Below are 25,388 nucleotides of genomic sequence, written 5' to 3'. Positions count from 1 at the left end.
TTGTTGAAAATGTGTCATTTTTTGCTAAGTATAGAAAAATAGTAAAAATTTAGGTAAAAATATCAACAAAGCAATCGACAGATTCTTATTTTACTTATATGGACAATATCCAGCATCTATCTGAGTATAAAGAAATAAATGAAATAGAATCAGTTTTTGAAGTTAAAAAAAGTAAAATCATTTCTAAAAATACACCAATGGGTGAAAGACATTTTATAGAAATCAAAAGAAACATTATTGATGATACATTTTCAATTAAATCTACATATTTTTCTAGAAATCAAAAGAAAGTAGAATTTAGTATCCAATTAAATAACCAACCTTTAGATTTTTCTGTAATTAAAGAGATAAATGAGGAATCTTATGAAAATTTTATAATTCCGTTTTTGGAATTTAAAAAAAATACTTTTTCAGATATTAAAACTTTAAGTTTAATTAGTTCAATAGAAAATAAGAAAGAAGATCCTTTAATTGTAACTCAATTAAAATTAGTTAAAAATCCACTTTTACAAAAAGATTTTTTTGTAGATGATAGTATTATATTTAAATCAGTTAAAGCCCTTAGAACTTCAAGTTTTGCAAACACAATAAATGATAAATATCAAAATTCTTATGATAAATTACTTTATAACAATTTAGTATTTTATCCTACAAAACTAAAATTAGGAGAATACAACGAAACATTATTTGATGTAGTTGCATATAACGATGCATATAATGAAGAACTTATAGAAAGAGATTTAAATTTAAAACCTAAGTTTGTTGAAAACTTACCAATCGAAAATCAAGAAAAACTAAATTTATATTTTGAAAAAAATGATAAAGTTGAGTTTATTAATGGTAAAAAAGTTATAGGAAAAATCAAAATTGTAGATAATACATATTATGATTTTGAGAAAAAAACCACTGTAAAGGGCATAAATAGTTATTCTAAGCGAGGTTTTATTATTCCCTATAATTTCTCAGGAGAAATCTTTCCACGCATTAAAATTGATATAAATAAAGATTTCGAAGACATCACTTTGAGTTATAAACAAAAAATTAAACATAAATTTTTAGATAAAAATGATGGAAAAGTAAAATTTTATATTTCTAGTTATAAAGAACCTAGAATTTCAGAAGTGGATCATTATCTAATAAAAAATAGTCAATTTAAATTTTTATTAGATACTACAATTACTCTTGATGGATTAAAAAAATTATACAAAAAAGATGAAGAAGAAATTGTCGAAAATAAAGGAAATTCTCTTTAAAAAGAAAAAAATAATTTTATACTCTTCTCTTTCTGTTGCTTCTGTTATTGCTATAACTATCCAAGTTATATATTTAGCTTTAAAAAGCGAAGATTCTTCAAAAAATAAAAAAATTACAAATAATAACGAATCATTTTTCTTAACTGAAAATGATATTTTCCCAGAAGTTGATGCAAGAGAATATTATGATTATATTGAAATTGAAAATGGAGAACCTGTAATAAATGATAAAATGATTTCTTTTTTTATAACAGATATTATAAAAAGACTTGGTGTGTCTTATGGTGATATAAAGTTCAATTACAAATACGAAAATAAAAAAAGTGTTTTAGTAGAGTTTATTTGGATTAATGAAGATCTAAAAGTTTATAAAAATTATCATTTAAATATAGAAAATAATGATATATAATTTATTTTATGAAAGATTTCGTTTTTGAAAAATTAAAAAAAATTACAAATAAAAAATTCACTGAAGAAAGTGATATTTTTGAAATTGGAGTTGATTCTCTTGACTTAGTTGAAATGATAACAGATATTGAAAGTGAATTATCAATATCTATTTCAGATGAAGAATTAATGAAAATATCAAAAATAAAAGACGTTATAGTTCTTTTAGAAGAAAAGAAACAATAAAATACATTATAAAATGTCAAATAAAAAAGTTATATTACATATTGATATAGATTCTTTCTTTGTGTCTGCAGAGAGAAAGAATAATAAACTTTTAGAAAAAAAAGAAATTGCTATAGCTTACAATAGAAAAAATTCTATTGTTGTTTCGTTGTCTTACGAAGCGAAAAATAAAGGTGCTAAAGTTCCTTGATTATTGTCAAAAGTAAAAGAAATAATTCCAAATATAGTTGTTGTGGAACCAAACTATAATTTATATTTAAAAGAATCTGAAAATTTTTTTGATTTTTTAAAAAGAAAATATACAAAAAAAATTGAAATCATTTCTATTGATGAGTGTTTTATGGATGCTACTGAATTAGTTAAAAAATTTAATAACAATTTAAATTTTATGATTTCTTCTATTCAAAATGATGTAAAAAAATTTTTAGATTTGCCTATTACAATTGGTGTTTCTTATAATAAATTTTTGGCAAAAATGGCAACCAATTTAGCTAAACCATTTGGTTTAAAAATATTAGAGCAAAAAGATATTAAAAAAGAAATTTTACCATTATCAATCGATAAATGTTATGGTATAGGAAAATCTTCCTATATCAAATTTCAAAATTTAAAAATTTATACTATTGAAGATTTTTATAAAAAAATAAAAAAAGATTTAGCAATAAATCAAAAGGTTCATAAAAGAGATTTCGATCTTTTAAATAATTTAGAAAACAACGGTGATGATTTTGTAAATTATAAGTATGAAGAACCTAAAGGAATTTCACAACAAATATCTTTTGATGCTGATAATTGGGTTACAGAAAGAAAAGTTTTATTAGAAAGTATAAAACATATTTCCAGAACAATTTGTTCTAATTTACAGAGAAAACAATTATTTTCAAAAAATTTATTTTTAGTGATTTATACAGATTTAGAAAAAAAATCCAAAAAATTGACTCTTTCTAATTTAACAAATAATGAAGAAGTTGTTTATAATCATTTAAGCAAAATGCTAGATCAAATATGAAATGAACAACCAGTTAAATTTATCACTTGTGGTTTTAATAATTTAGTTGCAAGTTTCTCACAAATAAGTATAATTGAAGAAGAAGGAGAAAATAAAAAAATTCAAAATTTAATAACAAAATTAAATAATAAATTTTATAAAAAAACCTTTATGTCATTATCTGAACATAAAGATAATAAAATTAAAAATAAAGAAACTACTTATAAAGGTTTTGGTGTAAAGAAATAGTTTATTTATGCTTTATTTTGGTTGATTTTTCTTTTAATAACAACACTATTTGTATTGTATAAATTATCATTGCAATTGCTTGAACAATTAAAATGTAAATTATATCTACTTTTGTTATTAATCCTGTTGAAAAACCAATGATGAATCAATAAATTTCTCAGCTAAAATTAATTAAAAACCCTAAAATTAAAGTAATAAGAGATAAATCTTTAACATTTCTTGTTTTGATAATCATAAATGTTTGTGGCGCAAAAGCAAAAGAGGTTCCTGATGCAGCAGCTATTCCAAAAATAGCATCAGCAATTGAGTTCAATTTTCACCCGTTGTGATATGCAATCGAAGCAAAGCAAATTACTCCTATATTATATATTGTTGATAAGAAAATAAAAGGTTTATAAAATTTTGATTCTCTATACTTTAAAAATAAATTAATAGTAATTGTTAAAAGAACTAAAGAAAGTAAATTGGCAACTACTAATTGAATTTTTTTAAATTCAAGTAAAGAAGCATAAATTGATCATAAAGTAACCCCAAAAAAGAAAATAAAGAAACTTAATAAATTAACTTTCCCGCTTTTTTCTTTAAAAGTCTTTATTAATTGCGGAACTGCAAAAGCAACCGTAAAAATAACTCCAAATCAACCGAAAATTTCTCCAAAAATTTCTGTCATTAAATTGTGCCTTTCTAGTTTTAATGTTTTTACCTTATGAAATTTTATCATTTATTGCATTATTTTTTTAAATAAATGAAAATTAAATCAGTTTCTTTTTTTAATATATTAAATAATTTATTAGTTTTTTATTAAAAAAGTATTAAAATTTAAATAAATAAATTATAAGTTGGTGAATAATGGAATATAAATATAAGAGAATTTTATTAAAACTTTCAGGAGAAAGTTTAGCAAATAAAGAAACTAGGTTAGCAATTGATAATAACATGGTAAAAAAAATTGCAAAACAATTAAAAGAAGTTATTAAAATGGGAATCGAAGTTGCTGTTGTTGTTGGTGGCGGAAACTTTTGAAGGGGAGCTTCAGCTGAAAAAAACGGAATTTCCAGAAATAGAGCTGATTATATAGGGATGCTTGCAACTGTGATGAATGGTTTAGCATTACAATCAGGTTTTGAACAGGAGGGTTTATCTGCAAGAGTATTGTCTTCTATAAACTTTGATAAAAGAGTTTCAGAATACTATATTAATGAAAAAACAGATAAATATTTATCACAAAAAGAAATAATAATTTTTGTTGGAGGAACAGGAAGACCATTTTTTACAACAGACACTGCAGCCACTTTATTTGCTTCAGAAATAAATGCTGATGTAATATTAGTTGGTAAAAATAATGTTGCAGGAGTTTATGATTCAGATCCAAAATTAAATCCTAATGCACAATGATTTGAAAAAATAACATATGATGAAATTTTAGAAAGAAATCTAAAAGTAATGGATTCTACATCCTTTTCTATGGCAAAAGATAATAATATTGAGCTTATAGTTTTTAACATAAATGAAGAAAATTCAATTTTAAGAGCTATAACTGGAGAAATAAAACATACAAAGGTAATTAATTAATATGGAATTAGATTTATATTTATTAGAATTTGAAGAAAAAACAGAAAAAGTTATTGATAATTTTGAAAGACAATTAACTAAAATCTCTACAGGACGGGCAAATCCGCAATTAGTAGCATACATAAAAGTTAATTATTACGATACATTAACTCCTATTGAACAATTAGCATCAATTTCAGTGCCACAACCACAACAATTGTTAATAAAACCATTTGACATTTCTTCTGTTAAAGAAGTTTATGCAACATTAGTAGCACATAATTTAAATATTCAAGTAACTAATGAAGGACATCAAATAAGATTAACTTTTCCGCCTTTAACTACAGAAAGAAGAAGAGAACTAGTTAAAAGTTTATCTAAAACAATTGAAGAAGCAAAAGTTGGAATAAGATTAATAAGACAAGAAATAAATAAAGATGTTAAAAAAGATGAAGAATTAAGCGAAGATGAGCAAAAAAGATATTTAGAAGTTATTCAACAAAATGTTGATAAAAAAATTGATTTAATTTCTAAAATAGCAGATGAAAAAGAAAAAGATTTAATGACTATCTAAAGAATATTATGAAAATAGAAAATAAATGAAATTGCCTTCTAAAAAATAAAATTTTAGTAAGAACAATTGTGGTATTATTGATTTTTTTAATTTTATTTCCAAGTTTTTTTTCAATTTATTTTTTGGGAATTGGTGGAAGAATTTTTGGTTTACTCTTTTTTATTGTTTTAAGTTCTTATGGTTCATACGAAATTCTCAAAAATTTTAAAATTAAAAAGTTGATATTCATTCCTTTAATTGTTTTATCCAATATGACTTACTTTTTATCTATAGATAATTTCTTATCAATAGTTAAAGATGGTATAAATCATTTTGAAGATTTAATTTCTTATCTAACATTAGATTTAGAAACTGGAATATTTTTAATTTCTTTATTTATTTTGCTTTTAATTATTAGTTTTATTGATAAAGAAACACAAAATGTTTTTAACTATATATTAATTTATTTAGTACTTTCTTCAATTTCTTTATTTGGAAAATATTTATTTATTTTTAATGTTTATAGTGTTTATGCTGTTCTTATAATTGGATTTATTGCAGGAATTTCCGATACTTTTGGTTTATTTGGGGGTTCTTTACTGGGCAACAAAATTTTTAAAAGAAAATTAGCACCAAAGATTTCGCCTAAAAAAACTTGAGAAGGAGCAATCATTTCTGTTTTATTTTCTGGAATTTTTACTTTTTGTTGTTTATATTTTAGTTCCATTTTTCCTTTTGCAAACAATGAAAAAATAATTTTTGCATTAGTTATGTCATTGATTTTACCAATTGCTTCGATTCTAGGAGATTTATTATTTTCATTAATAAAAAGACATTTATCTATAAAAGATTTTTCAAATTTATTGCCCAATCACGGCGGGATAATGGATAGATTTGATTCAACATTTTTAGTTCTTTTTTGTTTGGTTATAGGAATTTTAATAATTAATATTTTTTAGGAGAAAGATGAAAAATAAAAAACAAAGATATTTATTTGCTTTGGACTTAGATGGTACAGTTTTAGCAAATTCAGCAACTGGAGAAATGCATCCAGACACAATAGAAGCAATAAAATTAGCAAAAAGTCAAGGGCATGTAGTTTGTATAATAACTGGTCGTCCATGAAGAAGTACTAAACCAATTTATGAAAAATTAAATTTAGACACAGTTGTTGGTAATTACAATGGTGCTCATATTCATAATCCTGTTGATGACTTTTTTATTCCACAAATTCATTATCTAAATTTAAACGAAATGCTTTATATTTTAGGGGATAAAAGGGTAAAAAAAGAAATTTCTAACATTGCAATTGAAGGACCAGGTTGAGTTCAACTTAAAAAAAGAGATGAGGCTTTAGAGAGAGTTTTTGGATTTAGTGATTCTTTAAAATTTACTGTAGGAATTAATTTAAATAAATTACCTTTAAAACCAACAGGAATTGTTTTTGATGTAAAAGAAACCACTGATGTATATGAATTAAAAACCTATTTAGAAAGAAAATTCGGAGATTTAGGGGAATTTTCTTCTTGATCAAAAGGTGAAGGTTTAACACCTGTATTTGATATTACTTCAGTTGGAGTTAATAAAGCTAAAGTTGTTTCTTTATTAATGAGATATTACGATATAGATGTAGATAATACCATAAGTATTGGTGATGGTTATAATGACGTTTCGATGTTTCATGTTACAAATGTTGCAGTTGCTATGGGAAATAGCGAACAAAGAATTAAAAGAATTGCAACAGTAGTCTTGAAAAAAACAAATAAAGAAGGTGGTGTAGGACACTACATTAAAAAATTTTTAAAAGATCCAAGTAAAGAAAAAGAAAAAAGCAAAAAAATAAGAGAATCTAGAAATAACAAAGAAGCAGAAATAACTTAAAATGATTGATGGAAAAATCGGCTGTGATGAAACTGGAGTGGGTGATTATTTAAGTCCATTAGTCGCTGCTGCAGTTTTAATACCTAAAGAAAATTTGGAAAAAATTTCTTTATTAAATATTAAAGATTCCAAAAAAATAACAGATTCTAAAATTATTGAACTTACTCCTAAAATAAAGGAAAATTGCTATTTTTCAATCAGTTTTTTAAGTCAAAAACAATATAACTATTTATCTAAATTTCTGAATGCAAATGAATTAAAAATGTTGTTACATTTACAAAATATAAATAAACTAGAAAAAAAATATACAGCAAATGAAGTTATTATTGATCAATTTTCTACAACAAATTCCATTAATAAATATATTAATAAATTAGTGAATTCATCACTACAAGTTACAACAATTAAATCTAAATTGAAACTAGAAACAAAAGCAGAAGACAAATTTTTAGAAGTTGGCTGCGCTTCAATTATTGCAAGAGAATTTTTATTGCAAAAAATGGAAGACCAAAACCAAAAATGAAACTTTAAATTTTTATTAGGTGCTACTAAAGATGCAAAAAAATGTGCATTTGAATTTGTAACAAAATACGGATTTGAAAATTTAGATCAAGTAGCTAAAATTAACTTCAAAATTACAGAAGAAATTAAAGAAAATTTATAAGCTTTATAATGAAAAAGGGCAAAAAAACACAATTTTTTCATTTGAAAGCTCATTTTTTATAAAATTTTTGTTTTTTTTCTATAATTATGTAGTTGTTTATTTTAATAACAACGAAAGGGGAATAAATATTGAAGAATAAATTTTCAGAAAGGCAGTTTTTACTATTTGGACTAAACTATATAGTTGGTTTTGGTTTTATAGTAACAATTGCTGGTGTTATTAGTAAAGGACTTTGAGGAATGCTTATTTTTGTATTAACAGCCTTCATTTGTGGTGCTGTTATGCTTGCTTTTGCCAGAGGTGGAGAAAATTTTGGTTCTGAAGTTGGTGGAAGTTATGTATATGGAAAAAAAGCTTTTCCAAAACAAAGGTGATTTATCTTTTTTCAAGGATGGAATCAATTTGCTCAAGTTCCTTTATTTTCTGCTACGACTCCATTGTTCTTTTCTGGTTTATTAAGCGAACTCGATAAAGAACATCAAGAAATTTATCTTGCAGTTTCTATTGTGTTTTTCTTATTAACTACAATAGTAAGTGCTTTGGGTTTAAAAATATCAAAATGATTTATTTTTATATCAGCGATTATAAAATGAATAACAATAATAACAGGTTTATTTATAGTAATTTACCTTTCAGCAACACAGTTAGATTTTGCATCTAAATTATTAAGCAAAGATGAAATAACTATAGGGGTAATAGTTGGTTCGGTTTTAAGTTTTATTTATGCTTTTGGTGGTTTAGAAGGTTTAGCAGGTTTATCTGCTGATGTTGAAACAAAAAGATTTAAGAAAATTTTAGTTTTAATTTTTATAATAATTTTAAGTTTTTATTTAATCTTTTATTTAATTTTTTTAGGAGTTTCTTTTAACGATACTACAAATTCCTTTTCAAATTTATTCAAACTAGTTTTTGGAATTACAGGAGTTATATTATTTGCAATAGGGTTATTTTTTAACAGAACAACTTCTTCAATTAGTTCATTAGTTTATTATGCAAGAACAGTTGTACCTTTAGCAGAAGATGGATTTTTACCAAGTTCATTAGCAATAAAAGGAAAAAATAATAATTATAAAAATGCCATTATTTTTTGTACTATTTTTGCATCTATATCTATGATTATTTTTACTCTAATTCCTTATTTTTTAGGAATAGAAGACAAATTCCATGCAATTCTAAATGCTGGTAATATTGTGTTCTTAATGCAATATTTACTCACTATATTTAGTATTCTTGTAATTGGTTATAAGTATAAAGAATTTAAAATCCCAATTTGAGAACAAATATTATTATATTTTGGAATGTTAGTTATAATTTTCGTAATTTTAATTTCTTTTATACCACCAATGGTAGGTGAAGAATATACATTAAGTACAGCAATTTTATTACCAAGTTATGCAGGAACAATGTTAATTGGTTATGCAATTTGAGGTCTTTGACACTGAATTTCAAAGAGAAAACAAAATAAGAGTAAGTTGTAAAAAACTTACTCTTTTCATTTGAATTTTTAGCAAAAAAGATAGTATAATTATTTTTTATAATAAGCATAAATAAAAGGAGTTATATGAACGAAACATTTAAAAAATTTTGTCAAGAAATTGAATTTGAACCAACTGAAGAATTTTATGGTGTCGAAATTGAACAAGTTAGCAGAGAAGGTAATTATTATTTAGTCTATTTTAATTTTAGAGACATTGTTAAAATTTCATTATTTAGACAATTTTATTCTAAAGTTAGAAAAGCAAAACTTAATTTTGAAATTAAAATTAAATATTTTGATGATTCCAAAAAAGAATTTTTAGTGAAAGATTATTTTGAATATGCTTTTCTTTTAGTTAATAATTTATTTGATTTTTTTGAAAACAAAAATTATGAGTTTTCAAAAAGCAATATTTTAACAATTTTTGTTAGAAATGAATTAGACGCAAAAATTGAAAAATTAAATCAAATAGAAACATATATGCAAAACTGAGGTTTTGAAAACTTTAAAGTAGAATTTAAAATTGATGAAGAAAAAGAAAAAGAAGCACAAAAATTAAGAATTGAAGAAATGTTCAAAGAAGAAAAAATGAAACAAGATTTTCTCAAAAGTGTTAAACAAACTGAAAATAGCAATAATATAGGTTTCAAAAAGGATTTTACTTCTTTTATGAAAAATAAAAGTTATACTCCTTTATCTATAAAAGAAGCATTAGAAAGCGAAGAATTTAATGTTATAGTTACTGGTGAAATTTTTAAAAGAGATGTTCAAAAAACTAAAACCGGTTTATGAATAACAATTTTAACAATAACAGATTATGAAGAAGCTATTAAAGTTAAAATATTTTCAAAAACTGATCAAGAAAAAGAAGAACAGGAAAAATATGTAGTAGGTAAAACAATAACTGCATATGGTTCTAATACAAAAGATGAGTATTTAAAAACTAAAGTAATTAGTGCTAAAAAAATAGAATTTATAGAACTCAAAAAAGATGAAAGAATCGATAAAGAGAAAGAAACAAGAGTTGAATTTTATGCAAGAAGCAATATGAATGCTATGGACGGAATATCAACAGCAGAAGAATATGTGCTTGCAGCAAAAAAATTTAATCACAGTGCAATTGGTATTGCTGATGTTGATTCTGTTCAGTCTTTTCCTGAATTTTATCATTCAGCAAAAAAACACAAGATAAAAGCAATTTATGGTTCTACTTTTAACACTATCGAATATAAAAATAATGCTGTTATAAATGCAAAAAAAGATTCTTTATTAAAGAATGCTAAATACGTGGTTTTTGACTTAGAAACAACAGGTTTATCTCCTAGATATGACGAAATCATTGAATTTGGTGCAGTTGTCATAGAACACGGAAAAATAAAGGAAAATATTCAATTTTTTATAAAACCTAATAAACCTTTACCAAAGTATATTACAGAAATTACAAACATTACAGAAGCAGATTTAATTAATGCAATTTCACAAGAAGAAGGAATAAAAAAAATTAGAGAAATTTTAGATAATTCCATTGCAGTAGCTCATAATGCTAATTTTGATATAAATTTTGTTAATGAAAAAATAAGAGTTTTTAATTTACCAAAATTAGATATTGAAGCTATTGATACACTTATAGTGGCAAGAATTATCAATCCAGATGCTAAAAAATTTAGATTGGAAAATTTGGCAACAAGATTAAATATAAATTATGACTCAACTGTAGCCCATAGAGCTGATTATGATGCTAATGTTTTAGCTCAAGTTTGACTTTCTTTTTTAAGAGAACTAGAACAAAAAAACATTAATTCTAGCTATGATTTAGAATTTTTTGAACTAGAATCACTTCATGAAAAAAAATTCAGTTATGAAGTAGTTATTTATGCAAAAAATCAAAAAGGTTTAAAAGAATTATTTAAATTAATATCAGATGCATCAGTTAAAACCTTTTACAATGGACCGAAACTTTTTATAGATAAATATCAAAAAAGTGAGAATTTATTATTAGCAAGCGGGACTTTAAACTCAAGATTAATTGATAAACTTTTCTTTTCTACAACAGAAATTTTTGAACAAGAATTACAAAGATATGATGTTGTTTTTGTACCACCACTAAGAGATTTTGTTCATTGAAATAATAGAAATATTTTAGCAACTAAAGATATAAAAGAAGGTTTAAGAGATTTAGTTTATACAGCTAAAAAATTTAATAAAAAGATTATAGCAGTTTCTGATTGTCGTTATATTGAAGAAAACCAAAAGATACTTCATAATATTTATATAAATGCTAAAGGACTTGGCGGAGCAAGACATTATTTATATAAATATAAAGAAGAAAACCCAATTTATCCTTTACAAAACTTTTTAACAACAGATGAAATGTTTAAAGAATTTGACTTTTTAGAAGATTTTAACATCATAAAGGAAATTGTGGTTTCCAACTCAAGAAATTTAGCAGAAGAATTCGAAGAAATTCAGGTTATTAAAGACAAATTATATGCACCTATTTTCGATAATTCAAAAGAAAATTTAGAAAAACTTGTTTGAAAAACAGCAAAAGAAAAATATGGTGAAAATTTACCCGCTATAGTAAAAAATAGGTTAGAAAAAGAACTAAATCCTATTTTAAATTATGGTTTTGATGCAATTTATTGAATTAGTCATAAACTAGTAAGAAAATCACTTGATGATGGATATTTAGTAGGATCTCGTGGTTCGGTTGGTTCTTCTCTTGTTGCAACAATGGCAGGAATTACTGAAGTTAATCCACTTGTTCCACATTACATTTGTTCTAAATGTAAAACATCTGAATTTTTTGAAGATGGTAAATATCTTTCAGGTTTTGACTTACCAGATAAAAATTGTTCTAAGTGTAATATTCCTTTTGAAAAAGAAGGACAAACAATTCCTTTTGAAACTTTTTTAGGATTTAAAGCTGATAAAGTTCCTGACATAGATTTAAATTTTTCAGGTGAATATCAAATTAATATTCATAATGAAGTAAGAAGATTATTTGGAGAAAACCACACTTTTAGAGCGGGAACTATTTCTACAAATGCTGAAAAAACTGTTTATGGTTATATTAAAAGTCAAATAGAAGAAAATTTAGCTAATTATTCATCCGCTTTTATGGAATTTTTATCATTAAAAGCTAAAGGAGTAAAAAGAACTACAGGACAACATCCTGGTGGGATAATCGTAATACCAAAAGAATTTGATGTAGAAGATTTTACTCCAATTAATTATCCAGCTAATAATGACTCATCTACTTGAAAAACAACTCACTTTGATTTTAGTTCTATTCATGATAATGTATTAAAATTAGATTTACTTGGTCACGATGATCCTACAGCAATTAGAATGCTAGAAAATTTAACTAAAGTAAAAGCAACAAGCATTCCAAAATCAGATCCCAAAATAATTTCCCTTTTTTCTTCCACAGAGGCTTTAGGTATTTTACCAGAAGATATTTCTGGAGAAACTACAGGAGCAATGGGAATTCCGGAGTTTGGGACTAACTTCGTAAGAGGGATGTTAAAAGTAGCAAAAGCAGAGACTTTTGCGGACTTAGTTGCTATTTCTGGTTTATCTCATGGAACAGATGTTTGAAAAGGAAATGCTGAAGAATTAATAGTAGAAAAAAAACTTACTTTCAAAGATATAGTATCTTGTCGTGATGATATAATGAGTTTTTTAATTTTGAAAGGAGTTGAACCATCAGCATCTTTTAAAATTATGGAAAATGTTAGAAAAGGAAAATCTTTAACTAAAGATGAAGAAGATTTATTAAATAAACATAACATTCCAGATTGATATATAGAATCACTTAAAAAAATTAAGTATCTTTTCCCAAAAGCACACGCTACAGCCTATGTTTTAATGGCTTGAAGAATCGCTTATTACAAATTATATTATCCACTTGCTTATTATGCAACTTACTTTACAACAAGAGCTGATGTTAGTGATATAAAAACACTAACATCAGGAAAAACAGGGATAAAAGAAAAAATAAGAGAATTAAAAAGAAGAGAATTTTCAAAGAAAAAAGAAGAACAATTATCTGTAAAAGAAAAAGATTTAATTCCAATTTTATGTATTGCTGAAGAAATGCATGCAAGAGGATTTACTATTTCTAATGTAAATCTAGAAAAATCCAGTTCAACTGATTGAATTCTTGATTATGAAAACAACGCTTTAATTCCGCCATTTATTACAATTGATGGACTTGGTGAAGCAGTAGCTAAATCGATTGAAAAAGCAAGAGAAGAATCAGAATTTTCTTCTATTGAAGACTTAAAAAACAGAACACTTTTAAATAAAACCCTTCTTGAAAAAATCAAAGAAATGGGAATAGTAAAACACCTTAATGATACAGATCAAAATTCATTATTTTAACTAAAATAGAAAAAATATTAAATTATCAATAAAAAGAACAAAAATTCAACTTTTTTGTTTTTTTTATTTCTTTTTTGTTCAAATATTTTCACAAAGTGAAATAATTATATTGTATATACATTATGGTTGTATATAAATTAAATAAACAAACAGGAGAATTATGTACCAAGATAAAAAGAAAATTTTAGCATTAGGTTTTCTTTCAAATTTAATGTTAACAATATTTATATTTTTTCTAATTTTATTTATAACATTTAGTGAAAAGCAATTGCATTATTTAGATAGAGGATGACAATTTGTATTAACTCTTTGTATAATTTACTATTCTTTATTCAATTATCTAATTTTCATTATCTATAAGTTTTTCCTTATTAAAAATGCAAAATTAGGTTTTAGCAAAAAAATTATTTTTATATTTTTCACTATGTTATTTTATTTTTTAATTTACAAAAAAGAAAATTTGAACCTAAGTTTAAATGTAAAAAACAAAAAAATAATATTAATTGCTTATGCAGCAATAGTTTTTATTGTTTTTGGTATATTAATGGGCGTTTTATTTATAGGTATACTTAAAATTGGTTTATTTGTTTTACAAATCCCATTTCATTTCACTATTTTTCCTGCCGCTATCAGTGTTTTAATTATTTCAATATTGGAATATTCTAGTTCATCAAAAGAAAAAAGTAAAATAAAAAAGGTTGTTGATAACAAAATTTAAAAAAGTTTATATCCGCTATTTAGTTTTTTAAAATAGCGGATTTTTTATTCAAAAGAATTTTAAATAAAAATTTAAGTAAAAATAATCCCTAATTTATTCAAAATTTTTTATTCTTTTTATAAAAAAAGTGAATTTTTTTAAATAAAATGATATAATTAGAATATATGAGTAAAGTAGTTATCAAAAATGTGAGTAAAATTTATAAGGACAAGAAAATATTAAACAATATTTCACTTAACATCGAATTTAAAAGTTTTTATTTAATAGCAGGAAATAATGGTTCTGGTAAAAGTACACTTTTAAAAATAATTGCTGGAAATGATTCAGATTATGATGGTGAAATTTTTATAGACAATGAGTTTTTAGAAAAAATCAAAGGTAAAAAAGATGTTTTATATTTCAACACTGATTTGAAATTTCCAAGCAACATGAGTGCATTGAAATTTATTGAACATTTTTATTATTATTTTCATCAAAAGAAAATTTCAAAACAAGCAATAAAAGATAAAATGCAAGAATATAAAATATCCTTTAATAAAAACCCAAATAAATTTTCTTCAGGAGAAAAACAAAAATTAATTTTGATATTAGTGGAATTTATTAAGCCAAAATTACTACTAATTGATGAATTAGAAAGTAATTTAGATATTTATTGAAAAGAAAAGTTTTACAAAACTATAGATAATTTAAGAGTTGAAAACGATATGACTATTGTAATCGTTTCCCATGAGATAAATAATATCTTGCCTTATGTTACAGATTTTGTATTGCTTGATTCAGGTGAAATTAAAGAAATCAATTTAAAAGAAAATAAAAACAAAAAAGAAAATTTTACAAAAGTAATTATAGAAACACTCAAAGGAGAATATGAAAACAATTTTAAAAAATAATTTTAAGTATTTATTTAAAACACATACAATTTGAATATTGTTGGTATTTTGTTTTTTATCTTCGTTTTCAGTAATTCCTGTAATTTTAAGTAAGAATAATTTAATAAACTATAATTGATTTATCTTTTATATTAATTTTGTCATTTGTGCAATTATTTCTTTTACTTTGATTTATTTACTTTTTATAGGAACTAAAAGAAATTTCTACGATGGTTTTCAAAACACTTTATTTTCTAGTAAAAGAGTAATTTTATTTTCTAAAATAATAACTATTTATATATTATTTAGTGTTACAAATTTCCTTGTAATATTAAATCAAATAATAATTTCTCTCGCCACCTCTAGTGAGTTAGTTGTAATTTATATTACTTTATTAAATTGACTAGTTAATAACTTTGTTTTTATATTATTTTCCTTTATTTTTCTTTTAATCATCAAAATTTTTAAATCATCTATGAAAAATATTTTGATCAATTCAATGATAACTAGTACTTTTATTTTAATTCCTGTTATAACAAGAAGTACTATTAACTATTCAGAAAATTATAAAAATCCAAATATTTTTCAAGCTATAGAGTTATCAAAAGAAAATAAAATGAATTATTATAATGTTTCTGAAAAGTTTTTAAACTATAAAAATAAAGAATATTTTGATTTTATTGAATCGCTATATTTACTTTCAATTTTAGTATTTAAAGAAAATATGCACAACAATATAAAACATATAGAAAATAAAGGAAATTATAATACTTTATATCAAATAAATCAATTTGACAAGCATGATTGAGATACTACTAACAATGAATATTTTTTATATAAAGAAAATCAAGAAGCACTTTTAATCTTAGATAGAAATTCATTATTGTCTACACTAAATTTTTCTAACATAAATAAGAATATAAATTATGAAAATCTAAAAGTAAAAATAAATAAAGATTTATGAGATGAAAAAGATTTTAGTGATGATGAAATTTTGTTTATAAGACAACTAAATGGTTTAGATAATATAAATATTCAAACTTTTAAAAGAGATTTTATCTATTTTCTAAAAGACCAATTTTTTATAAAACAATTTATTGAACAAAATTCACAAGAATTATTTGATTTTCTGAATTTATTGTTTATAAAAAGAAGATTTATAAATGATAAATTTGTAAATAATAAACTGAGCAAATTTTATGTAGAATCTTTGATTTTAAATAATAAAGAAATAGATTTAAATTCAAAAATAGATAATCAAGATTTTGAATTTATATCTCAAAAATATTTAATATTCAAGGATAATAAAGTTTGAATATTAAATAGTGCATTTAAATATTTTGAAGTAGATTTATCACAATTTCATATTTATTATTCAAATATTAACACAATCGATGATTGAAAAAATTATTTGATTTCTGAGTCATTTTCAATTCAAAATTTATCTGATAAATTGAAAAACTTTAAATATCTATCAAACAATGAAAATAAAAATTATGAATTTGAATTTTTAGCAAATAAACCAAAAATTACTGATTTTCAATATGTTGTAACTAATAAAATATCAGTAAAAAATAAGTTTAATTATTTAGGTTTAACTTTAATAATATTAGTTACATTACTAAATGGTTCATTTCTAATATTTTATTGGGTAAAAAGGAGTAAATAATGAAAAAATATATTAAAAATTTAGGTTTTGGTGCAATAGCAACAGTTTTAGTAGGTTCAGGAGTTGCTGCTGCCATTTTAATGCCTATAAATAAAGAAAATAAGAAAACAATTAATGAAGAAGAACAAATCAAAAGTAGTATTTTAGAACAATTAAAACAAGAAACACAATATCAAAGCAAAGATGTTTTTGTTTCAAAAACATTAGATAAACTAATCGATAATTTTAGTGATTTAAATGTAATGTTAGATCAAAAAATAGAAGCAGTTGAATTCTTTTCTAATAAAGATATTCAAGAACTTGAAAAACAGATTTTACCAAGTAATGAGTTAAATTCTAATTTATTTGGACCAACTCTTGTAAGAAAAGATGAATTAGAAAATAAAGAAGTTTTTCTTGGAAAAGATAATCAAGTTTTTACTGATGAATTAGAAGCAAAACTTTCATATTTTAATGTAAATTCCTTTTATAAATATGAAACAACTTTTGATAAAAGCAGTGGCAATGCTAAAATTTTTCAAACTAAAGCTGAATTAATTAATTATTTTGAAAGTCTTTATCAAGAAATTGCTACTAAAAATATATCAGATAAGCAAAAATTAAGTGAATTAAAATCAAAAATTAAATTTGCTAAAACTAATAAACATATTAAAGCACCAAATGATTTAATTTCTTTTTCTGATATTTCAATTAAATCTAATTTAGATAATTTTGTAAAAAATAATTACAAAAAATACATTTATTTTAAAAACAAAATTTATGAATATGATAACTTTATCAAAAATCAAGTATTTGATTCATATTTAAGTGAATTACCGATTTTAAAATTAAATTCAACTAACGGACAAAATAAATTTATTGTTGATTTAGATAAATCAGTAAAAGAAAATTTCTATGGGAAATTATTTTTAGATAGTCCATCAGGTTCTATAAATGACATTGTTGATGTAAATAATTGAAATAAAAAAGAGAGAGAAGAAAAATTATTTACAAACCCAATGGAAGAAACTAAAAAAAGTCTTGTAAATAATTTTGTCTCTCGAATTATTAAACAAAAAAGTGATGCTAATTTTGACAAATTCCTTTTAAATTCCCATTTAAACGAAAATGATAAAGAAAAATTACAAAAAGATTATAATCAAAATTTCTCAATTTTAAATAATTATTTATTAAGAGAAGATCTAGAGAATTTGAAAGAAGAATTTTCTAAAATTAAATATGCTAATTTAAAAGACGTTACTCTTTGAGACAAAATTCAAGATGCAAATAAGATCCTTTTAAAAGGAAAACACGGAACTATATTTAATCAAATTTATTCCTTTTATATTTCTTCTATTTCAGCAATGTTTGAAAGTAAAATTAACTTTAAAACAGTTTATGTATTTAAGAAATATATAAAATCATTTTTAAATACTATTAATACAACTTTAAAAGAAATATTCACAGATGAATTTTATGTTACAGAAAACAACGAACACATTGATTTATTAAAATTGTATGGTTTAAAAGATGATTTAAATATTTCGGTATCAACAAGTCCTGACTATTTTTTAGGTTCGCTTACACAAAGTACTAAATTTATGAATGCAATTAATTTAATAAATTTTGCAACCGCTTCTTTAACTAACACAAATTCAAGTGAAGAATTTGATAGAATCCTTTTATTAAAAGACACTAATAGCGAAGAAGAATTAAGAAAATACAAAGAATTTTTTGAATTGTATTCTTTAACTTCAAAAACCAAAAATGCCTATAATTACAACGAAAACACTTTAGAATATGTTAAAAATGTTCCTGTTTTTAACTCTTTAAACAAGAGTCAACAAGAATTTATTGATGCTACTATTTCAGTTTCAAAAAGCATTAAATTTGTTTTAAAATCTTCAATAGAACAATTATTAACACTACCTGATGTTGATATTTTTAATATTAAATACGAAGAAAGTGGTAGTTCTTATATTCCGCCCAAAGAAATTAAAACATTAAAAGATCAATATAAAGATTATTTTGAATTAATTAGTTTTGTTAAATTTGCTTCAAATGATTTTGCAAATCACACTTCTTTAATTGATTCTCCAAAGTTTTATGACACTGTTCTAACTTTAAGACAAGAAAAAGATAAAATACTAAAAAAAGTGGATCAAAAAACTCATTGAAAATGAACAAAAAAATTCAAAAGTACGGGAAAATACACAAAACCAACTAAAAAACATATTAGTGAACAAAATCAAAAATTTTTAAATAAAAGTGCAGCACTTTTAGGTCTTGCAACAGATTTCATCTTCTTTGCAAGTACAGAAAAAACACTAGAATCCACCTTATATTTTATTAAAAATGCAGCAGGAGCAATTAAAAACTTAAGTCAAGTTTTAGGACCTTGAGCTTTTGGTGTTGAAATCCTTTTTGACTTTATTATTCAAGCAATAGGAACAGAAGAATTTCATGAATATGTTTTTAAACCAAATTCAGAAGAAGATTATATTTGACAAGGCGGAAGTTCCACAAAACGTTTTTGAGGATTATGAAATAAAGTAAATTCTGACATTAGCAAGATCAAAGATAAAATATTAACACCAGTAAAAATTTTAAATGCAACAGTAAAAGATGAATTTTATTTTAATAATAAAAAATATGATCAGTATATGTTTGAATATCTTAAAAAAGAAGTAATTCAAGAAATTGAAAAAGGAAATTTACAATTAGAATATATCGATGATTTAAAAATATTATATTCCTTTGAAAAAGAAATTCCTACATCAATTTTTGATAAAAATACAATGCCTTTCTTTGAAAGTGTCAAAGAGTTGCAAAATTATTTAGCAAGCGAAAATAATCGTTCTAGATACTTAACTGATATTACTTATTTAAAATTTGACTCTGATAATTTTCAATATAAAGTAGATAACTATAAAGAATTAATGAAAAAATTCATTAACTATTTAAATATTAACTTAAAACCAATTTATTTATTACAGGTTCCTGAACTAAAAGATTCTTATCCTTTAGAACAAGAAAAATTTTTAGAAAATCCTTCATTAGAAAAATATGATAATTCTTATTTAAGTAGAGAAGAAATTGAAAAATTATTATTAAATAATGATTTAAGCAACAGTGAAAGGTTTGTTGTACTAGATACAAATATTCGTTTTAATTCTAAATATGTCTATTTAGATGTTAAAAAAGAAATAGAGCAACTGCTTGCTAAATATGCAGACAAATTTAAAGTGAGATCGAAATTTGTTTTAAGAAGAGATATTGATGGTCAATATAAATATAGTGAACTTAAAAGTTATCAAAAAGTAATTCTTTATAAAACTTTTGATAAAGAAAATAATGTGAAATACTTTTTAAATTATGACCAGGCAAAAGAGTTTTTAAAAACAGATAAAAGTTTAGATATTAGAAAAGAAGTTTATCGCTTCAACCCAAGAACTGTATATTCTTATTTAGGAAAGGAATTTGATTCTAAAGAAGAATTAATAAATTACTTTATAGAAGAATATAGAAAAAACAAAATAAAAGGTGAAAACAATGAAAAAAATAATATTTAGTTTAACAACAGCAGCTTATGTTTCTTTACCGGTAATTTCTGTCTCTGCTTCTGGTGATTCAGAAACAGGACATTTATATGTAATAGAAATAAATGGTGTACCTAAATCATTTAGAAATCATCAAGAAATTTTAAATGAATTATTAAAAATAGGAAACAGAAGATTTACAAGTGCAATTGGTTTAAAAGACACAAATAATCAATATGGTCAAGTTTTTCTTGAACCAGAAAAACTTTATAAATACGATCGAGAAAAAATAAAACCTGCATACAGAGATATTTTTGGAAATTATGTTGATAATCAAAGACTTGCAATTGATTCATACATTTCTGAAAACAGAATAGTTAAAAAATACTTTGATAGTTTCAACAATCCTTTTGATACACAAGAAGAAGCACAGTTAAGTATAGTTGAAGGGATTAAAGAAAATTTAACTTATAATCCGTTTTATGAATTTAAAGTTAAGGAAGTAAATCAACCAGAATACGATTTAAAAATTAATCCATTTATACAAGATGATATAGATAAATTGAGAGATATTTTAGCTAAAGAAAATGTAATTTTACGTCATAAAGACGATTTAGAAAATGTAAAAATTAATCAGGAAAAACAAGGAATTACACTCAATGGAAATGACTATATTTATCATAGAGATAATACTGATTTAGAAAATTATTTAAAAAATATTATGAATAATTTTATTGATGATTTATTTGATATGAAAAACGAAAACGTTTTTAAATTGCAGTTTAAATTAGTTGAAACAAAAGGAGACAAAAACAAATCAAACAATGCTTTTGAAGTTTCTATTAATGATGATGAAAGTAATTGATCTATTATGCAAAATGATGAAAATGGTCTTACTTTAGAAAAAAATGTTAGTCAAAATTATATTGATAAATATAATGTTGAAAACGTTTTAGAAACAATGAAAAATTCTGATGACTACTTCACAACAGATTTAGAACAGAAATATAATTTTTTTGTAAATAAAGTTGGAGATGTTACTCTTAGATTAAAAGATAAAAACTTTTTATCAATAAATAATATGAATATAAAAACAAAGACTAAATGAAAACTAGATGAACGAGCAATTGTAAGATATTTTGGTTTTTCTAAAGCCCCAGTAAGTATTTTGGATTCTTATGATTCAGCAAGAGCATGAAATAATTTTGATATAGAAGTAAACTTAAAGTTGGATAAATATAAATTAAAAAGAGTTTTTGAAAATAGAGTTAAAAATTTAAACATACAAACTATAAATAATCAAATAGTTTTAACACTCAATAAAATTTTGAAAAACAATCCTGAATTAAAAGAAAAATACAGAGAACTAAATAATGATTTAATCTTAGATATGGAAAGTAAAATTTTATTATTACAAAAAATAAAAGAAACTCCAATATCTATTGATAAAATTTATTATTATTCTCTAAATGAAATTTCTAAGGAATTTATTAAAAAAGATTTTAAAAAAGAAAATAATTTTAATAAAATCATAAAAGATCAAGTTAAGGAATATTTAATTAACTCTTTTAATGCTTTAAATAATTATTATGTCAAAAACAAATTCTTTTCTATAAATGATAAATTTGTTTATAAAAATCAAAATAATATATCAATGTTTGAAAATATAGAAAAAAATGATTATACAATTATTAATCATAAAAAAATAGTAAAAAATCCATTTAATAATCAAAAAATAAAATACATAAATAAAACAGATTCAACCATAAATGGATTAAATCAATTAAGAAGCATTTGATTAGATTATTATAAAAATAATAAAGACAAAAAAGATAAAAAATTATTTAACATTTTGGAAAATTTTAGTGAATATTTTAGAAAAAACAAAGAATTTTTATTCTTAGAAAATACTAAAATAGGAATTTTAAAAAACTTTATTTCTGTAGATGGTGCTGAGAAAAAAATCTATAACTATAATTCAAGGTATACAAACATTACAGAATTAGCAAATCAAACCGAAGAATCTAATTTAGAAGAATATCTTTTAAAAAGAATGAAACCTAAAGAAAGATATTACATACCAGGACTAAAAAGTACCCTTATCTCTCGTGGACAACCTTTTAGAGAAGAATTATTTGAGTTTAATGACCCTAAAATTTTTCAATTAAACTATAGACTAATCCTAGGAAAATTAATTCTGCCTGTAGCAGAAAGAAGATTTTATGTAGAAAATAACAAATCTATCGAAATAAAATCTAATTATTATAACTTGTGAACCATAGATTTAAATAATCAAGAACTTTTCTTCGATTCTCAAGAAGGTATGATGTCATATTTAAAAGATTACATAAAATATAGAGCTAAAAAAATAGAAGGGACTAAATAATGAAAAAGAAAATATTATTAACAAGTGCAGCAATCGTAACTTTTGCTTCTGTAAATTTGGTAGTAAGTTGTAATTATGAAGAAAAATCCAAAGAACCAAATTTCCCAAAAACACCTGAAGAGCAAAAATATGATGAACTTTTTAGCAAATATAAAGAAAAATACGTAGGAACTGATAATTATGTATTTGATGATTTTGAAGAATTTGATTTTAATAATATAAATCATTATCAAATAGTTAATGCTAAAAAATTAGTAGAGTTAAATCCTGTATTTCAAATAAAAAATATTAAAATAGAAAATAATCAAAATATTTATTTATTTTTTACTAAAGAAAGTGAAGAAAAATTTTATACATGATTTAATGATTTTGAATTTAAATATAAAGTATATAAAGATGTTATAGATAAATTAGCGCCCGAAAAGAAAATAAAGTATTTAAATAATAAAGATGTCTATTTAGTTAAAGAAAGTAATTATAATTTTACTTTATCTAAAACGAAAGATTATTATAGTGAAATAATGGCTGTTAGTTATTTTGTTATGAACAGACTAGTTCAAATACCTAATGTAAAAATAGAAGGCTTATTTGCTTTAACTTCTGCTATGACTTTTGGTGTAAACGATGAACATAGTTACTTTTCATCACTAGATATAAAATCAAATTTAACTTTCGGAGAAAGAGGATTCAGAGATCATTTCAAAATTTTTTCTATACCTAAACCAAAAATAGAAAAATTATTTCCAAATATGACAAAAAAAGAAATGGAAAAATTTAATGTTACTGCTCCAAACATAAAATTATTAACAACCATAGATTTTGAATTAGATTCAGACAATTATTTAAATGATTGATATAATATTGAAAATGATTTAAGTGCAAGAGAAAATGTTGAAACAATTGCAAATCAATACTCAGAAAACTTCTTTGATTATGATTTAACTTTTTCTAGAGAAAGAAAAGTACAAGATTATGATGTAAAAACAGATGAAAAAAGAGAATATATTAAAAAAGATTCTATTCACTTTATATTGTCAAGACCTTTAAAAATCATATCTACTGAAGGAAAAAATCAAAAACAAAATTAAAATTCTAAATGAATTGTTAAAAATAGGAAACAGAAGATTCACAAGTGCAATTGGTCTTAAAGACATAAATAATCAATATGGTCAAGTTTTTCTTGAACCAGAAAAACTTTATAAATATGATCGAGAAAAAATAAAACCTGCATACAGAGATATTTTTGGAAATTATGTTGATAATCAAAGACTAGCAATTGATTCATACATTTCTGAAAACAGAATAGTTAAAAAATACTTTGATAGTTTCAACAATCCTTTTGATACTCAAGAAGAAGCACAGTTAAGTATTGTTGAAGGAATTAAAGAAAATTTAACTTACAATCCGTTTTATGAATTTAAAGTTAAAGAAGTAAATCAGACAGAATACGATTTAAAAATTAATCCATTTATATAGGATGATATAGATAAATTGTATGAAAAATTATCAAAAAAAGATGTAATTTTACGTCATAAAGACGATTTAGAAAATGTAAAAATTAATCAGGAAAAACAAGGAATTACACTTAATGGAAACGACTATATTTATCATAGAGATAATACTGATTTAGAAAATTATTTAGAAAATGTTATGAATCATTTTATTGATGATTTATTTGATATGAAAAATGAAAACGTTTTTAAATTACAATTTAAATTAGTTGAAACAAAAGGAAATAAAAACAAAGCAAACAATGGTTTTGAAGTTTCTGTTAATGATAATGAAAGCAATTGATCTATTATGCAAAATGATGAAAATGGTCTTACTTTAGAAAAAAATGTTAGTCAAAATTATATAGATAAATATAATGTGGAAAACGTTTTAGAAACAATGAAAAATTCTAATGATTATTTTACAACAGATTTAGAACAGAAATATAATTTTTTTGTAAATAAAGTTGGAGATGTTACACTTAGACTTAAAGATAAAAACTTTTTATCAATAAATAATATGCATATAAAAACAAAGACGAAATGAAAACTAGATGAACAAGCAATTGTAAGATATTTTGGTTTTTCTAAAGCCTCAGTAAGTATTTTAGATTCTTATGATTGAGCACAAGCATGAAATAATTTTAATATAGAAGTTAGTTTGAAATTAGATACAAATAAATTAAAAAGAGTTTTTGAAAATAGAGTTAAAAACTTAACCATACAAACTCTAAATAATCAAATAACTTTAACACTCAATAAAATTTTGAAAAACAATCCTGAATTAAAAGAAAAATACAGAGAATTAAATAATGATTTAATGTTAGATGTGGAAAGTAAGAAAAAGTTTATATCTGAATCAAATAATCAATTTATTTCTTGACTCCCTGAATATATTTATAGTTATGAAAATTCTATTTCTAAACAAAATAATAAAAAAACACTGAATAAAAATTTTAATTTTAATTCACTATCAGTTTTGATTAAATATAGATTATTGGGAATAAATTTAGATATTTATAACATTTTTATGAAAAATAAATTCTTATCTTTAAATGATAAATTTGTTTATAAAAATCAAAATAATATATCATTATTTGAAA

At 22.9% G+C, this 25,388-nt stretch carries 20 protein-coding genes; 19 read left to right on the top strand and 1 reads right to left on the bottom strand.

Features of this window, described 5'->3' with window-relative positions; all coding sequences use genetic code 4:
- Positions 1-98 precede the first annotated feature (98 nt).
- From ACXX87_RS02930 to ACXX87_RS02915, 4 genes are read left to right on the top strand one after another with little or no spacing between them, the layout of a single operon-like run.
- Positions 99-1,253 (top strand): MHO_1580 family protein, encoded by a 1,155-nt coding sequence (locus ACXX87_RS02930; protein WP_458559267.1) that lies wholly within the window; start codon positions 99-101, stop codon positions 1,251-1,253.
- The gene (locus ACXX87_RS02925) at positions 1,225-1,662 is read left to right on the top strand and encodes an MHO_1590 family protein (RefSeq protein ID WP_458561040.1); all 438 of its coding nucleotides are present in this window, start codon (positions 1,225-1,227) and stop codon (positions 1,660-1,662) included. The genes ACXX87_RS02930 and ACXX87_RS02925 overlap by 29 nt, the downstream gene beginning before the upstream one ends.
- 8 nt (positions 1,663-1,670) lie before the next feature.
- On the top strand, positions 1,671-1,886 hold the full coding sequence (locus ACXX87_RS02920) for a phosphopantetheine-binding protein (RefSeq protein ID WP_436358905.1): 216 nt from the start codon (positions 1,671-1,673) through the stop codon (positions 1,884-1,886).
- 13 nt (positions 1,887-1,899) lie between these two features.
- Complete coding sequence (locus ACXX87_RS02915) at positions 1,900-3,123, top strand: Y-family DNA polymerase (RefSeq protein ID WP_458560610.1); 1,224 nt, start codon at positions 1,900-1,902, stop codon at positions 3,121-3,123.
- A 1-nt stretch (position 3,124) separates the two neighbouring features.
- Here the strand turns inward: ACXX87_RS02915 and ACXX87_RS02910 are convergent, their stop codons facing one another.
- Entirely contained in the window at positions 3,125-3,844 is a 720-nt protein-coding gene (locus tag ACXX87_RS02910) for a PQ-loop domain-containing transporter (protein ID WP_458557336.1), read from the bottom strand.
- 128 nt (positions 3,845-3,972) lie between these two features.
- Here ACXX87_RS02910 and pyrH point away from each other — a divergent pair, with 128 nt between their 5' ends.
- The 15 genes from pyrH to ACXX87_RS02835 all read left to right on the top strand — a co-directional run.
- Positions 3,973-4,695 carry a UMP kinase gene (gene pyrH, locus ACXX87_RS02905; RefSeq protein ID WP_436358908.1) on the top strand — a complete coding sequence of 241 codons (723 nt, stop codon included), beginning with the start codon at positions 3,973-3,975 and terminating at the stop codon, positions 4,693-4,695.
- A 1-nt stretch (position 4,696) separates the two neighbouring features.
- On the top strand, positions 4,697-5,248 hold the full coding sequence (gene frr / locus ACXX87_RS02900; RefSeq protein ID WP_458559269.1) for a ribosome recycling factor: 552 nt from the start codon (positions 4,697-4,699) through the stop codon (positions 5,246-5,248).
- Positions 5,249-5,256: 8 nt separating this feature from the next.
- Complete coding sequence (locus ACXX87_RS02895; protein WP_458560609.1) at positions 5,257-6,186, top strand: phosphatidate cytidylyltransferase; 930 nt, start codon at positions 5,257-5,259, stop codon at positions 6,184-6,186.
- Between the two features lie 7 nt (positions 6,187-6,193).
- Positions 6,194-7,108: a Cof-type HAD-IIB family hydrolase gene (locus ACXX87_RS02890; RefSeq protein ID WP_436358911.1), complete on the top strand. Its 915-nt coding sequence runs from the start codon at positions 6,194-6,196 to the stop codon at positions 7,106-7,108.
- A gap of 1 nt (position 7,109) precedes the next feature.
- Positions 7,110-7,772, top strand: a complete 663-nt coding sequence (locus tag ACXX87_RS02885; RefSeq protein WP_436358912.1) for a ribonuclease HIII — start codon at positions 7,110-7,112, stop codon at positions 7,770-7,772.
- A gap of 128 nt (positions 7,773-7,900) precedes the next feature.
- Positions 7,901-9,250 carry an APC family permease gene (locus ACXX87_RS02880; RefSeq protein WP_436358569.1) on the top strand — a complete coding sequence of 450 codons (1,350 nt, stop codon included), beginning with the start codon at positions 7,901-7,903 and terminating at the stop codon, positions 9,248-9,250.
- A gap of 83 nt (positions 9,251-9,333) precedes the next feature.
- The gene (locus tag ACXX87_RS02875) at positions 9,334-13,635 is read left to right on the top strand and encodes a PolC-type DNA polymerase III (protein ID WP_458573246.1); all 4,302 of its coding nucleotides are present in this window, start codon (positions 9,334-9,336) and stop codon (positions 13,633-13,635) included.
- Positions 13,636-13,795: 160 nt separating this feature from the next.
- The gene (locus tag ACXX87_RS02870; protein ID WP_458560652.1) at positions 13,796-14,353 is read left to right on the top strand and encodes a hypothetical protein; all 558 of its coding nucleotides are present in this window, start codon (positions 13,796-13,798) and stop codon (positions 14,351-14,353) included.
- 164 nt (positions 14,354-14,517) lie between these two features.
- Entirely contained in the window at positions 14,518-15,243 is a 726-nt protein-coding gene (locus ACXX87_RS02865; protein ID WP_436358566.1) for an ATP-binding cassette domain-containing protein, read from the top strand.
- The gene (locus tag ACXX87_RS02860) at positions 15,221-16,891 is read left to right on the top strand and encodes a hypothetical protein (RefSeq protein ID WP_436358564.1); all 1,671 of its coding nucleotides are present in this window, start codon (positions 15,221-15,223) and stop codon (positions 16,889-16,891) included. The genes ACXX87_RS02865 and ACXX87_RS02860 overlap by 23 nt, the downstream gene beginning before the upstream one ends.
- The gene (locus ACXX87_RS02855) at positions 16,891-20,442 is read left to right on the top strand and encodes a hypothetical protein (protein WP_458573245.1); all 3,552 of its coding nucleotides are present in this window, start codon (positions 16,891-16,893) and stop codon (positions 20,440-20,442) included. The genes ACXX87_RS02860 and ACXX87_RS02855 overlap by 1 nt, the downstream gene beginning before the upstream one ends.
- Positions 20,423-22,795 (top strand): hypothetical protein, encoded by a 2,373-nt coding sequence (locus ACXX87_RS02850; protein WP_458573244.1) that lies wholly within the window; start codon positions 20,423-20,425, stop codon positions 22,793-22,795. Before ACXX87_RS02855 ends, ACXX87_RS02850 begins: the two co-directional genes overlap by 20 nt.
- On the top strand, positions 22,795-23,883 hold the full coding sequence (locus ACXX87_RS02845; RefSeq protein WP_458560649.1) for a hypothetical protein: 1,089 nt from the start codon (positions 22,795-22,797) through the stop codon (positions 23,881-23,883). Before ACXX87_RS02850 ends, ACXX87_RS02845 begins: the two co-directional genes overlap by 1 nt.
- Positions 23,884-23,896: 13 nt before the next feature.
- Complete coding sequence (locus ACXX87_RS02840; protein ID WP_458572796.1) at positions 23,897-24,271, top strand: hypothetical protein; 375 nt, start codon at positions 23,897-23,899, stop codon at positions 24,269-24,271.
- Between the two features lie 15 nt (positions 24,272-24,286).
- On the top strand, positions 24,287-25,388 hold a 1,102-nt coding region (locus ACXX87_RS02835), incomplete at its 3' end, for a hypothetical protein (protein WP_458573243.1).

The sequence above is a fragment of the Mycoplasma sp. 613B genome (assembly GCF_054343485.1).
Note: the sequence above shows the minus strand (reverse complement) of the source record. Positions and strands in the feature narration are given on the sequence as shown.